The organism is Lysinibacillus capsici (assembly GCF_003367505.1).
Taxonomy (GTDB): Bacteria; Bacillota; Bacilli; order Bacillales_A; family Planococcaceae; genus Lysinibacillus; species Lysinibacillus capsici.
Genome location: NZ_PXXX01000007.1, coordinates 26,133 through 40,749 on the forward strand (window position 1 = coordinate 26,133; position 14,617 = coordinate 40,749).

The following is a 14,617-nucleotide window of genomic DNA, read 5'->3' on the forward strand; positions in this document are numbered from 1 at the left end:
CACTTCCTTTGCTGCTCACACTCCGCATAGCTTTTATAAATTACTGTATAAATCTGTTATCCGTTTCTCCATTTTCGCCCAGCTGTAACCTTCTTCGTACAGTGCCTTCATTTCACGAGAAATTTCTGGCCATTCTTTTCTACGCTTTACCAAATTCTCAATTCCATTTTGTAAACTCTCTCTATTGTAATCAATAAGTTCTCCAAAATTATTTGTTGCAACTACTTCTGACATTCCCGTATTTTTCACCATAATCAAAGGCTTACCAAGCATTAATGCTTCATAGAATTTATTAGGTGCAGCATAATAATGGTTAGAGATGGTAGGATCATAAATAGCCGTCATAATGTCACAACTATTTTCTAACTCTATTGTTTTTTCATAGGGTAACTTACCATAAAAGTTTATATTGTCATGCATTTTCGAAGCTTGCAGCAATGTATCAGCTAACTTACCAAATCCACCAATATGCAGCTCATAACTTGGCGTATTCTTTACTACTTCAACCAGTTCACTAATCAATCGATTTTCAGTAAGTATACCTACATAGACTATTTTTACTTTTTTCGGATTCAAATCTAAGCAATCATTGGAATCTATATAACGTGGAGTATTATATATGACCTCTATTTTTTTAGGTGAAGCTTTAGCAATCTGTTCTTTGCGCTTTTCTGTACATATAATGACTGCATCCACACTATTCATAAGGCGTATATCTAGACTAGCAATGACCTTTCCAATAATCTCCGGTCCATAAAATGGTGAAGTATACGAATCAAATACGTCGTAGATTACTTTTTTACGAAGTAATTTCCCACATATTGTACCTATTAACGCTGTATCAAAATCACAAGCGTGAATCATATCATACGTATTTTTATGGCGAAGTAACCATTGAAAAAGTTTAAGTTGAAAATTTATAAATGGGACTAAGTTCTTTTTCAAACCTCCTCCAAATGTTGCCGGAATACCAAACCTTGTAATACGAATTGCCTGTTCACCTTCTAACAGCTGGTTCTTTATTTTATATTTTTTATCTCTATCCCAAGCTAAAATGTGAACCTTCCAATTATTTTTCGCAAGGCAATGTGCTTCCTTTTCAACCCTTGGATCTGGAGAAACAGGGTTACTCCTCATAAAAACAACTCGCATCTCATATGCCCCCCCTTAAACACTGAATGTCTCTAGTGCTTCAGCTACTTTTCGCTTCCTTTTATGTCCTTACAACTTAAAGGTGCTTTCCCATTTTAAAAAAACTTCCACCATTTTTTTGTGAAAGTATCATCTGGTTCATATACAATTAATGGAAGATTATTAATGATTCGTTCGTTATTTTCAAGCAAAAATTCTACCATATCCAAATCTTTTTGTTTTTCTAAAAATCTAAGTCCCTTTTCAAATAAGAAAGGACGTGTATTTAAGTTATGCACATCTGAACCGTATGTATGGACAAGATTCGAGCGCACTAAATTTAGCGAAAGTTTTTGGACGGTTTTTCCGAACAATCCTGCTAAACTCCCTGATGTAATTTGTGCAAGTGCTCCCTCGCGTATAATTTGTTCCAAATGACTTGGATTTTCTGAAATGACTCTATTTCGCTCTGGGTGTGCAATAATTGGTGTTATGCCTGCTGTTAATAACGAGTAAATGATATCCTTTGTATATTTGGGAATATGATTAGAGGGAAGTTCCAACAGCAAATAATTGGAATTTGCTAATGTATGTAATTGTTTTTTTTCATACAATTCTAGAATGTTACCTGCCAAGCGTACCTCTTGTCCCGTGTAAAGTTTTAAAGGCATATTACGTTGGTCAATTGCCATTTGTAACTGTACAATTTGCTCATTCACGACATCAAAGGGGACATTATACAATGGATGTAAAGCATGCGAAGTGGAAACAATCGTTGAAATGCCCTCCAAAACTGCCTGCTCAAATAAACAAAGTGTCTCTTCAATCGTTTTCGGACCATCATCGACATCAAATAATATATGACTGTGCATATCAATCACTGTACTTCACTTCCCTGTCTAGATACTTGAATTAACGATAATATTGCTCATAATATTGATGGAGTGGCATTTTATAGTTATTTAATACTATGCCTAAAATATTTGCTTTTGAGGCTTCAAGGCTTGACTTTGCTTTTAACACACTTTCATTTTCTGCAACTCCACTGTTCACAATTAATAATGTACCATCACATTTATTGGACAAAATTTGAGCATCTGTTACAGATAATAGGGGTGGCGCATCAAAAATAATGATGTCAAACTCTTTCTTTAGTTCCTCAATTACACTCCCCATTAAGGTAGAAGCTAGTAACTCTGCTGGATTGGGGGGAATAGGCCCACTTGTCAAGACATATAGATTAGCAATATCTGTATTATTGACGACTTCCGAAATTGTAAAATGTCTTGTTAGTAAATTTGATAGTCCTCTAGCATTTTGCAATAGAAACGTATAATGCATTGTTGGTTTTCGTAAATCTGCATCTACGATGACGACCCGTTTTCCTTCTTGTGCGAAAACAACACCTATATTGGCTGCATTGGTTGACTTTCCTTCACCTGGTGTTGCAGATGTCACTAATATTGTTTTAATCTCTCTATCTGGCATTGAAAAAGTAATATTTGTTCGGATTGTTCGAAATTGTTCAGAAATAAAAGAATGGTCATTTGCAATCGTCACAAGTTTTCGTCCCATTTTCACTAACTTCTTCTTTTTCTTTTTTTTCCAAAACATTATGATCCTCTCCTCGTTTTACGAGATTTTATCCTAGTGCTTTTATTGTGAGCATCACTAATTTGACTAATCAAGCCAATAATCGGTAGTCCTATTAGCTCTTCAATATCTTGCTCCGTCTTGATTGTAGTATCTAAGCTCTCTATTATGATTATGAGAGCAGCACTTAAAACAAAACCAATAAACGAGGCTGCTACTATATAAAGGGTTTTATTTGGCGCAATCGGTACAGGTTCCTTATCTAATTGTGCAACTGACAAAATATTAACATTATCAACCGTCATTAAAACTTGGATCTCCTCTTGAAACACATCTGCTATTGTATTGGCAATTTCGACAGCCAACCCTGCTTGCTTGTCTACAACATTAATATTGACAACTTGTGAGTTATTGGCACTAGATACAGTAATTTGATCCATTAAAACTTCAGGTGTGACATCCAAATCTAGCTTATTTATAACTTTAGATAAAATAGCAGAACTTGTTATGATAATGTTATACGTATTAATAAGTCGGAGATCTGTTTCAACCTGTTGTACACCTAAATGTGGTTGCTCTATATTTTTTTGATTAACTAAAATTTGCGTTTCTGCCTCATAGGTAGGTTTTAACACAAAGATGCTAATAAAGGCTGTAACCAACGCTGCAAAAAGTGTAAAACTTATGATAAAAAGAAAGTTTTCTCGGACTATTTTCAATATATCTTGTAATGTGATTGTTTCTTTCAATGCTCTTCACTCCTTGTCAAAACATAAACCAGTTGTAAAAATGGAGTATAACTAGGCTGGTTAATTTTTAAAAGGTATTCATGTTGAGGCTAGTTCACTATGCTTTATTCCATACTATATTGTTGGAATCATCCATTTATTCTTACTGGGTAGATCACATCGAATTTATTCACATACAAAAAGGCACCCCCTGACCTTGGTCAAGGGATGCCTATTATTTTAATATTTATTTCGCGTATTCCACAGCACGTGTTTCGCGAATAACTGTTACTTTAATATGACCTGGATAATCGAGTTCTTCCTCAATACGTTTGCGAATATCACGCGCAAGACGATGAGACGCTAAATCATCAATTTTTTCAGGTTGTACAATAATACGAATTTCACGTCCAGCTTGAATCGCATAAGATTTTTCTACGCCATCATAGCTTTCTGAAATTTCCTCTAACTTTTCAAGTCTGCGGATATAGTTTTCAAGTGTTTCACTACGTGCACCTGGACGAGCTGCTGATAATGCATCAGCTGCAGCGACTAATACCGCAATAACAGATGTTGCTTCAGTATCACCATGATGCGAAGCAATACTATTAATGACAACTGGGTGTTCCTTATACTTTGTTGCTAATTCCACACCGATTTCGACGTGGCTTCCTTCAACTTCATGATCAATTGCTTTTCCAATATCATGTAATAAGCCTGCACGACGAGCCAATGCTACATCTTCACCAAGTTCAGCAGCAAGTAATCCTGCTAAATGTGCGACTTCAATTGAATGTTTTAGAACATTTTGTCCATAGCTTGTACGATATTTCATGCGGCCTAAAATTTTCATTAAATCTGGATGTAAGTTATGAATACCAATTTCAAATGTAGTTTGCTCACCTGTTTCGCGGATTTGTTCATCCACTTCACGTCGAGCTTTTTCCACCATTTCCTCAATACGAGCTGGGTGAATACGACCATCCTGTACAAGTTTTTCAAGTGCAAGTCGAGCTGTTTCACGGCGAATTGGATCAAAGCCTGATAATATAACCGCTTCTGGCGTATCATCAATAATTAAATCAATTCCTGTTAACGTTTCCAATGTACGGATATTACGGCCTTCGCGACCAATAATACGTCCCTTCATTTCATCATTTGGCAAGTTCACAACAGATACAGTTGTTTCTGCTACGTGATCTGCAGCAAAGCGTTGTAGTGCTAATGATAAAATTTCACGTGCTTTTTTATCTGAGTCTTCTTTCGCACGTGTTTCAGCTTCTTTTGTCATCACAGCAATATCAGTTGATAACTCTTTTTCTACTTCATTGAGGATAATTGATTTAGCTTCATCCCTAGTTAAAGCAGAAATACGTTCTAACTCTGTTTTTTGTGATGCCATGAGCTCGTCCACTTTGCTCTCCATCTGTTCAATATGCTGTTGTCTTTCAGCTAGAGCTTGTTCTTTGCGCTCTAAGCCAGCTTCTCTCTTATTTAGAGCATCATCTTTGCGATCAAGATTCTCTTCTCTTTGCAATAAACGGTTCTCTTGTTTTTGAAGTTCTAAACGACGTTCACGAATGTCATTTTCAGCTTCAGTACGAAATTTGTGAGTTTCATCTTTGGCTTCAAGTAGTGCTTCTTTCTTCATTGCCTCCGCTTCTCGTTTTCCTTCTTCAACGATTGTTTCAGCGACATGTTTAGCACCAGTGATTTTTGAGTCATTCACTTTTTTCATGTAGATATAGCTAACAGCGGCACCAACGATGAGTCCAAGCAAAGCGGAGATGATAGTAATTCCATCCATATGAACACCTCCTCTTGCTATTTGGGTATTACAGTTTCAGTCGGCGCATACATCTATGTCGCCTTAGCTAAAATGCACCAGATTTTGTTAAAATTTATGCAAAACCCGTTTCATTGGCCAAAGGCATTATCTTCATCCAGTAGGCGTTTAGACATCCATTTTAAAGGATATTTCACTATAAAACATTTGCTAAATGAGGATAAAATGTACTGCCTATTTAAAGTCATAATTCAGAAATTATACATATTTAATTGTATAGCTAGCCTCATGCTCTGTCAAGGATAGTCAGGCGTATGTTCGCCACCTTAGCCAAAAAAAGTAAGTCCTATCCATTCAGTGAATTTTTTCCCTATTACTATTTCACTAGAAAATTTTTCATGTTAAATACAATTAATAAAAAAACAGTACATAAGAAATAAACACATAGCCTCTCTCTTATTATGTGTAAAAATTTAAGAATATAGACAAAAAAATGCATTGCCCCCTCAATAAAGTAGGAACAATGCAATCATTAATTATTCTTCTTCCAGAAGTAACATTAATTCTTCATCCATCTCTTCTTCATCATCATGGGCAGCAATTGTATAAGAAGAAGCTGCAATACCATAAGAAGCTCGGATTTTATTTGCTATGTCTTCTAGGACAGCAGTATTTTCTTTTAAATACTGTTTAGCATTTTCTCGTCCTTGACCTAAGCGCTCATCGCCATATGCATACCAAGAACCACTTTTTTGTACAATGTCTAATTCTACGCCTAAATCGACTGTTTCGCCTTCTTTAGAAATTCCTTCTCCATACATAATATCTACTTCAGCTGTACGGAAAGGTGGTGCTACTTTATTTTTTACAATTTTAATTTTAGTACGGTTACCAACAATATCATTACCTTGCTTAATAGCTTCTGCACGTCGCACTTCTAAACGGACAGAGCTGTAGAATTTAAGTGCACGTCCACCTGGTGTTGTTTCTGGATTACCGAACATAACACCAATTTTTTCACGAACTTGGTTAATGAATATAGCAATCGTTTTTGATTTATTAATCGCACCTGATAGTTTACGTAAAGCTTGAGACATTAAACGGGCTTGTAAGCCGACATGAGAGTCACCCATGTCCCCTTCAATTTCAGCTTTTGGCACTAAGGCAGCAACTGAGTCAATAACGATAATATCAATAGCCCCACTACGCACTAATGCTTCTGCGATTTCAAGTGCTTGTTCACCTGTGTCGGGCTGTGATAATAATAGCTCATCAATATTAACACCTAATTTTTGTGCATAGATTGGGTCTAATGCATGCTCAGCGTCGATAAATGCTGCTTGTCCACCTGTTGCTTGTACTTCAGCAATGGCATGTAGAGCAACAGTTGTTTTACCCGATGATTCTGGACCGTATACTTCAATAATACGTCCACGTGGATATCCACCCACTCCTAATGCAGCATCAAGTGCAAGTGACCCACTTGAAGATGTCGCAATTTCTAAATCGGTTTTTTCACCGAGTTTCATGATGGAACCTTTACCAAAATTCTTTTCAATTTGTTTTAGAGCCTGTTCTAAGGCTGCTTTACGATCACTCATTCATTTTCCTCCTTCGAAAACTGTTCACTGTTTTTATCTATCTCTACTATACTTGTTTTTGAGAAAACACGCAAGAAAAAAGCGAACATTTATTCGATTTTTCTTCAAAATAAAAATTTGGATAGTTTTCCTCTACCCAAATTCCTATGTTTTACTCTATTTTAATAACGTTTTGTGTAGCCACGTTCTTCTAAAAGCTGCATTAAATAATGGCATGTAAATTTCACCGCACGGAGTCGATTCGTATTCCGCATGCCTGATAAATGAAGTAAATATGTAAGCGGCTCCTCGTCATTTATGGCAATACCAATCCAAACCGTACCTACTGGCTGATGATCATGTGCAGTGGGACCTGCTTCTCCTGTAAGACCAATCCCAATATTTGTAGCAAATTTCTCACGAACAGCACTTGCCATTGCCGCTGCACACTCAGCACTCACAACACCATGTGTATCAATTAATTCTTGTGAAATGCCTAGCTGTTTTACTTTCGCATCTGCTGCATAGGTAACAACGCCTCCTATAAGTGCATTGCCTACCCCTGGAATTTCCGCAAGTTCAGATTGAAATAAACCAGCAGTTAAACTTTCTGCAGCCGCAATTGTTAGCTCATTATCCAGTAGCATTTCTACCGTTTTTGAGGCAAGGGAATCATCATCTACACCATATTGATAATCACCAACAAGTGCTTGTATTTCTGCAACCTTTGCCTTAATAAGTTGGCCAGCTTGTTGCTCTGTTGCGGCTTTAGCTGTTACGCGTAACGTTACCTCACCATCAGAAGCAAGTGGAGCAACTGTTGGATTGGTTTGTGCATCTAAAATATTTTGAACTTGTACTTCAAGCTCGGCCTCACCAATTCCATAAAATCGCATAACATGTGATGCAATGATCCCTCCATCATTAAGCATCGCAGCAAGTTTAGGTTTAGCCTCAAATTGAAACATTGGTTCTAACTCTTTTGGAGGTCCTGGTAATAAAATATAAGTGCGATCATTTTTTGTGAAGATCATACCTGGAGCCATTCCATGGTGATTAGCTAATACTTCACTCCCAGCTAAAATTAATGCCTGTTTACGATTATTTTCCGTCATTGGACGTCCTCGTTTAGCAAAAAATTGCTCAATATACGTCAATGCTACTTCATCAAACTCAAGAGAAACACCAAGATGACGTGCAATCGTTTCCTTCGTTAAATCATCTTTTGTTGGACCAAGTCCTCCCGAAAAAATAATGAGATCTGCACGAGACTCTGCCACTTCGATAGCTTGTTCTAAACGCTTTGCATTATCGCCTACTACGGTATGATAAAAAACGTTGATGCCAAGCTCGGATAGCTGGCTTGAGATAAATCTCGCATTTGTATTCGTAATTTGACCTAATAATAGTTCTGAGCCAACCGCAAGAATTTCAGCATTCATGATCCCAAGACCTTTCTTATTTAGACTCAAGTAATACACGTCGATTTAGATAGAAATAATCCCATCCTGACCAAAGTGTAAAGAACAATGCAACATAGAGCATGATTGTATCAAATGGAATACCAACCAATGTAAAGATTGTATTGTGTAAAAGAGCAGCAGCAATCGCTACAATTTGTGCCCAAGTTTTAATTTTACCAAGCTGATTGGCAGCTACGACTTCTCCTCCACCTGCCAAAATCAAACGTAAACCCGTTACAGCAAATTCACGACTAATAATAATGATAATTACCCAAGCAGGTGCCATCTTAAGCTCGACCATTAAAATAAAGGCTGCTGAGACAAGTAACTTGTCAGCTAAGGGATCTAAAAATTTCCCAAATGTCGTTACAAGATTATACTTACGTGCGTAATAACCATCCACCCAATCGGTTGTTGAAGCAAAGATAAAAATAAGTGCGCCTATAAAATGATGAATTGGCATCTCTGCACCAAAAAGTGATAATGTTCCCCAGCCAAAATCAAACATCATAACAATGACAAAGAATGGAATAAGTAAGATTCGAGAGATGGTAATTTTATTTGGAATGTTCATTTTTCTAACACCTTTCATGATGAAAGAAAGTAGTCATCATGTGATGACTACTGTTCTTTATTGAAATTGATGACGATATTTTGCGTTACAATTTGTTGTGCATACGTTAGAAGTTCGTCATTAATATAGATTTTAGCTTGCGTTGAATTACCGAGACGAATACGAACATAGTTTTGTGTTGAGGCGTCAAATTCAACTACTTCCCCGGCATTATAGACACGCGTATCTGTTAAGATTTCTTGTTGCTGTTGATTGCGAATACCAACAAATGTAGGGCCTGATATTTCAATTTTCAGTTTCATTGTATCTGTCCCTGTTAACGTATAAGAAGTTGTCGCTCCATCTGCTTCAACAGTACCCGCGGAAATTGTTTGCTTCATCTCTTCAGTTTGATCAGTGTCATCTTCATCAGTTGGTGTTTCTTCTGTAGCTTTTGTATCTTCTTTATCATTTTTCTGTGCATCTTTATTTTCTTGTTCTTTTTTATCCTTCTCACTATCAATTGGCTTGACATTTGTGTCATATTCAATCTCAGGAGTTGGATTTACTTCTTCGCTTGTCCCTGGACTGTTTTTTGATTGCCATAGCACCCATATAGCCACAATAATGACTACAATAAATAAAGCAACAATGATTTTTGGCATAGCCTCCATCATTTTATTCGAAGGGCCTTTCGTTACTTTTCTTCTGCTGGGGCTATTCGTCATCGATTGACTTACTTGATCGTTTGGAGTGCTCGGTAGTTCATTTTTATATGTCTCTAAGATTTCTTCCGCATCCAACCCAACAGCTTCTGCATATTGTTTGATAAAAGCTCGTACATAAAACGAACCAGGCATAATGGAATAATTGCCCTCTTCAATTCCTACTAAATAACGTTTTTGGATTTTCGTTATTTCTTGTAAATCGTCTAAGCTGTAGCCTTTAGACAGTCTCGCCTCTTTCAGTCGAGTCCCTAATTCTGCCACTAATAACACCTACTTTAACATCAAATTAAAAATTAAATCCTCCAAAAGAATCCGATTCGGACATATGATTTTTTTCCATTATTTCATAAGTAATTTCTTCATCAGTGTGATGACGTAGTTCAATAATATAATCAAAATCCTCTATTTTATATTCTGAATGCTGAACAAACATATCTGGATGCTCTACAACTTTGATACAAGGCATATTCATCATTTCACGCACTAATTGCAAATGTTTCTCATCAGATGAACGTCGAGTCACAATACCATCTAAAATAAAAATATTGTTACGACTAAATTCATCTCCCACAAGCTTATTACGAACTGTTTGCTTAATCATTGTAGATGATAAAAAGATCCATTTTTTATTGGCACAGACACTGGCGGCTACTATGGATTCAGTTTTTCCAACACGTGGCATGCCACGAATACCAATCAGCTTATGTCCCTCTTTTTTAAAGAGTTCTGCCATAAAGTCGACTAAAATACCTAATTCATCTCTTACGAAATGGAATGTGTTTTTTTCATCTGCATCTCGAGGAATATAACGACCATGCCTAATGGCTAAACGGTCGCGAAGTTTTGGTTGTCGAAATTTGGTTACGTTAATATGTTCCATTGTCGAAACAATTGTACGAAAACGCTCAATTGCCTCATCATTGTCTGTATGCACTAACATACCACGTCGATCCTCATCTACACCATTTATTGATATAATATTGACACGAAGCATCCCTAAAAGTGAAGCAATATCTCCTAATAATCCAGGGCGATTCACCTGAATTTCATATTCAAAGTACCAATCGCTCAACACACTCGTTCCCTTCCTATTAGTTAACGTAAAAAATCCTTTATAAGTTCCATCATAGCTGATTTTTTATGTAATGGAAAGTTAGAATACATGGAATTACAGTGTTATTTACTAATTTTTTTTGATGACTGTTAAATAGGCTTACATACGTTCCCGTTTTCACAGATAAAAAGTTTATAGTATAACAAAAAGAGGAGATTGGCTCTCCTCTTTTATTTACTGCACATGCTTATTTTGTACAAGCTTAATGACACAATTCGCTAATGCATGTTTTTCATCTTCAGAGGCAACGCCCCATAAATCCGACAGCACTCGCTCTTGTTCGTTTTTAGGATCGACATTAGTCGCCAAATATTCCCCAATTTGGACAGCAGCCGTTTGAATCATTTTCTTCGGCATACCGCTTGATTCAGCTTGCATAACGTTTTGTCCTAAAAACGATGTCCATTTTTGCCAGTTTTCTAAAATGGTCATATTCTTCCTCCTCCTTTACACAAGTAGTATGTGCAAAAGAGATTATTATATGTACCAGCCTCCATTTAATCGTACGATTTGTCCTGTCACATAATCAGCTTTACCAGACAAATAAAAACGTACCATTTCAGCCACATCTTTTGTTTGTCCAATGGAACCTAGTGGGATATCGTCCAAAATGTATTGAAGCTCTTCTTGAATTAGATGGCTGTTCATTGAGGTATTTATAAAACCAGGAGCAATAGCATTCACTCTAATCCGAGATAATGCCGCTTCTTTTGCATAGGATTTAACAAAAGCATGTTGCGCACCCTTAACAGTTGCATAAAGTGCCTCCCCCGCTGAGCCAGCTTCTCCCCAAATGGAACCTATAAATAGTACATAGCTCACTTCATGCTTGCGAAGTTTTCCAGAAAGTAAAGCTGTTAGTCTCATAGGATTTTGAACATGAACACGCCATAAAGCATCCATATCCTCAACTGTCGTATCTTCGAGCAATGAATAATGGGCTTGTCCATTAGCAAAAACAATAGCCTGCACATTGAAAATTTGCGCGGCTACTAATTCTGCTCCATCAACAATTGAAAAATCCCCCTGTACAAGCATAAATTCTTGTGCAGGGAAATTTTCGGTAAGCATTTCACATAATCTCTGTGCCGCATTTTGATTGTTTGAATAATGTACATAGATGGACCAGCCGTCCTCAGCTAAGCTTTGACAAATGGCATGACCGATATCACCTGATGCACCTAAAACAAGGGCAAATTTTTTCACTGTGCATCCTGCTTACTTGGCAGAATTTTAAAGACCGTTTGCTGTGTTTCACCTTGGATAGAAGCAAATGCTTTTTGTAAATCATCCACAGTTAATGTCTCAAGTACTGGTACTACATCAAATAAATTCATGTCATTAAAGGAATATCGTGTGAATTGGTTTGCGATAAACTCGATCGAATTTAGTGCACGTAGGAAGAACCCAATTTTTTTGCGTTTTATACGATCCAAACCAGCACGATCAAACTGGCTATTTCCTTCATATTTTGCTAATTCGTCCATAATCGTTTTTGCCAATTTATCAGGCTCTGCTGAATCTGATCCGATCATGGCAAACCCAAAACCATTTTCTAAGGTAAAATCAAAAGCATATGTCTCATCAATTAAACCTTCCTCGTAAACACGTTCATAAAAATCAGAGGTACGTCCAAAAATAAGCTCAAGTGCAATTTGAACCGACAACTCATGCTTTAACATGTCCTGACCTGATAAATTAGTGTCTTTCGCTTTTAAACCTACATAAATTTTTGGTTTTTGAACATCCATATTTAATGTACGTTCTTTAATAGCTACCTCTGTTGGTTCTATATCAAAGAAGCGTTGAATAGGCGTTGGTTCTGGGAACTCTTTTTTACCTTGATTCTCACGAATAAACGTCATCATTTCTTCTGGTTCAACAGCACCAATCACAAATAACAACATATTCGAAGGATGATAAAACGTATTGTAGCACGTATATAAGTGCTCGGCTGTAATGCCATCAATCGATTCAATTGTACCAGCGATATCAATCTTTACAGGATGATGATGATACATATTTTCAATTGTGCCAAAGTATAGACGCCAGTCTGGTTGATCATCATACATTGTAATTTCTTGCCCAATAATTCCTTTTTCTTTATTGACAGTAGCTTCTGTAAAGTATGGTTCTTGGACAAAATTCAATAATGTTTCTGTACTTTTATAAATATTGTCAGTAGATGAAAATAAATAAGCTGTACGCGTAAACGATGTAAATGCATTCGCAGAAGCACCATATTCGCTAAATTTTTGGAAAACGTCTCCATCCTCTTTTTCGAACATTTTATGCTCTAAAAAGTGTGCAATACCATCTGGTACAGTAATACTTTCTGTGTCACCAATTGGCACGAACGTACGATCGACAGAGCCGTACTTTGTTGTAAATGTAACAAATGTTTTGGAAAAGCCTTTTTTCGGCAATATATAAACATCTAAGCCATTGTCTAGTTTTTCATAATAAAGTATTTCATCTAATTGTTTAAATTCTATTGTTTTCATTGTGCGGCTTGCTCCTTTCCACATAAGAAATAGACCGCTTCAAGCTGCACTTGCTTTGCCATTGCAACAACATCTTCTTTTGTCACAGCTTTCCACTTATTTGCCCAGGCTTGAACTGAGAATTCCTCAGGTAAATCCTTGTATTGATCAAAAATTTCAATTTGACCTCGTGCCGAATCTAAGGATTCTTTTAGCTGATTCGTCAGCATAGCCTTTGTTTGCTCCAGCTCTAAATCTGTAATGTCCCCAGCCTGCATGACGGCAAGTTGTTCTTTAATTAAAGATAGCGCTTTTTCTTCATTTTTAGCTTCAATCCCAGATACAACAAATACAAGTCCATAATGCGAAGCATAGGAACTTGAAGCATAATAAGCAAGACTCTCTTTTTCACGAACATTCATAAACAGCTTAGCATGTGGATATCCACCAAAAATCCCATTAAAAATTTGCATCTTAGAGAAATCTGCATCACCAAATCTAACAGGCGTGCTAAAGCCAATATGAAGTTTACCTTGTTTCATTTCATGCTGTTCTCTTACATAATCATTGTCTGGATGTTGTTGGGGGAGTACTGCTGGAACTTCCTCAGGAGTACGATCCTTAAATGGTAGCGCTTTTTTTAATTTCGCAACAATTTCCTCTTCATTAATGTCTCCAGCTACATAAATATCGATTTTGTCGTTAGCTAGCATCGATTGATAAGCCTCAAATAATGAGGCAGGGGTAATCTTTTGAATTTCTTCGACACTACCATTCGCTGAAATTGATGCTGGCTCATTTGGTCTCAAGATTTGTTGAAGACGGAATTGAGCAAAGCGAGATTTATCGTCAAAAATAGATTCAATACGTTGAATAACTGTCTTTTTCTCACGCTCAACAACGGATTCCTTAAAGACACCATTTTCTAGATTAGGCTCAAAAATAGCTGTATGCAATAAACCAAGGACTTCGTTTAAGACACTTGTATTTGCTAGATAATGATCATTAACAGTCTCTACATTCATAAGAACCGTATGCTCATTTCCGCGCTTCGATGTATCAAAATACAAAACTGTACCATACAAGTCATCTAAAAAGCTTCGAAAAGCAGCAGTTGTCTTATATTTAGCATTACTGTGCTGCAGTACATTTGTTAATACTGTACGCTCTGATGCACTTTTAGCCGTTAATGCTCTTCTCCATTTAATTGAAAAATTTACGGTTTTAAATTGGGTCGTTTGTCGGATATGCAAATTGACACCTTTTGCAAAAGGTATTGTTTTAAACATATGAAACCCTCCTATCCTTCTTAATATAACGATGTACTACACATACTATACATGTCTATTGTCTATAATTGCAAAAGGAATCCAAAGTATGTATGGGAAAAATTAAAAATTACGCCAATTATAATAAAAAAAGGACCGAGCATAGTGCCCAGTCCTTAAAATGCTTTTC

14 protein-coding genes are annotated in these 14,617 nt (G+C 36.7%); all 14 read right to left on the minus strand.

Translation table 11 applies throughout. The annotated features are described in order from the left end of the window. Positions 1–33: 33 nt before the first annotated feature. Positions 34–1,152, minus strand: coding sequence for a glycosyltransferase family 4 protein (locus C7B89_RS03440; protein ID WP_115673174.1), 1,119 nt, complete (start codon positions 1,150–1,152; stop codon positions 34–36). A 95-nt stretch (positions 1,153–1,247) separates the two neighbouring features. After that, positions 1,248–2,003: a tyrosine-protein phosphatase gene (locus tag C7B89_RS03445; RefSeq protein WP_341865298.1), complete on the minus strand. Its 756-nt coding sequence runs from the start codon at positions 2,001–2,003 to the stop codon at positions 1,248–1,250. A 40-nt stretch (positions 2,004–2,043) separates the two neighbouring features. Then, the gene (locus C7B89_RS03450; RefSeq protein WP_115673175.1) at positions 2,044–2,745 is read right to left on the minus strand and encodes a CpsD/CapB family tyrosine-protein kinase; all 702 of its coding nucleotides are present in this window, start codon (positions 2,743–2,745) and stop codon (positions 2,044–2,046) included. Further along, entirely contained in the window at positions 2,745–3,473 is a 729-nt protein-coding gene (locus C7B89_RS03455; protein WP_115673176.1) for a YveK family protein, read from the minus strand. Before C7B89_RS03455 ends, C7B89_RS03450 begins: the two co-directional genes overlap by 1 nt. Positions 3,474–3,699: 226 nt before the next feature. Continuing rightward, positions 3,700–5,259 carry a ribonuclease Y gene (gene rny / locus C7B89_RS03460; protein ID WP_004224930.1) on the minus strand — a complete coding sequence of 520 codons (1,560 nt, stop codon included), beginning with the start codon at positions 5,257–5,259 and terminating at the stop codon, positions 3,700–3,702. Positions 5,260–5,774: 515 nt separating this feature from the next. Continuing rightward, positions 5,775–6,839: a recombinase RecA gene (recA, locus tag C7B89_RS03465; RefSeq protein ID WP_016992835.1), complete on the minus strand. Its 1,065-nt coding sequence runs from the start codon at positions 6,837–6,839 to the stop codon at positions 5,775–5,777. Between the two features lie 161 nt (positions 6,840–7,000). Further along, entirely contained in the window at positions 7,001–8,260 is a 1,260-nt protein-coding gene (locus C7B89_RS03470) for a competence/damage-inducible protein A (RefSeq protein WP_054550950.1), read from the minus strand. A gap of 16 nt (positions 8,261–8,276) precedes the next feature. Continuing rightward, positions 8,277–8,855, minus strand: a complete 579-nt coding sequence (gene pgsA / locus C7B89_RS03475; protein WP_004224936.1) for a CDP-diacylglycerol--glycerol-3-phosphate 3-phosphatidyltransferase — start codon at positions 8,853–8,855, stop codon at positions 8,277–8,279. Between the two features lie 47 nt (positions 8,856–8,902). After that, positions 8,903–9,832, minus strand: coding sequence for a helix-turn-helix domain-containing protein (locus C7B89_RS03480; RefSeq protein ID WP_175400707.1), 930 nt, complete (start codon positions 9,830–9,832; stop codon positions 8,903–8,905). Between the two features lie 16 nt (positions 9,833–9,848). After that, positions 9,849–10,634 (minus strand): DUF3388 domain-containing protein, encoded by a 786-nt coding sequence (locus C7B89_RS03485; RefSeq protein ID WP_026023397.1) that lies wholly within the window; start codon positions 10,632–10,634, stop codon positions 9,849–9,851. A 216-nt stretch (positions 10,635–10,850) separates the two neighbouring features. Beyond that, positions 10,851–11,108: a DUF3243 domain-containing protein gene (locus tag C7B89_RS03490; RefSeq protein WP_004224939.1), complete on the minus strand. Its 258-nt coding sequence runs from the start codon at positions 11,106–11,108 to the stop codon at positions 10,851–10,853. A 45-nt stretch (positions 11,109–11,153) separates the two neighbouring features. Further along, on the minus strand, positions 11,154–11,882 hold the full coding sequence (gene ymfI, locus C7B89_RS03495) for an elongation factor P 5-aminopentanone reductase (RefSeq protein WP_115673177.1): 729 nt from the start codon (positions 11,880–11,882) through the stop codon (positions 11,154–11,156). After that, on the minus strand, positions 11,879–13,180 hold the full coding sequence (gene yfmH / locus C7B89_RS03500; RefSeq protein ID WP_066036548.1) for an EF-P 5-aminopentanol modification-associated protein YfmH: 1,302 nt from the start codon (positions 13,178–13,180) through the stop codon (positions 11,879–11,881). Before yfmH ends, ymfI begins: the two co-directional genes overlap by 4 nt. Next, positions 13,177–14,448, minus strand: a complete 1,272-nt coding sequence (yfmF, locus tag C7B89_RS03505) for an EF-P 5-aminopentanol modification-associated protein YfmF (RefSeq protein WP_054550536.1) — start codon at positions 14,446–14,448, stop codon at positions 13,177–13,179. The genes yfmH and yfmF overlap by 4 nt, the downstream gene beginning before the upstream one ends. Positions 14,449–14,617 lie beyond the last annotated feature (169 nt).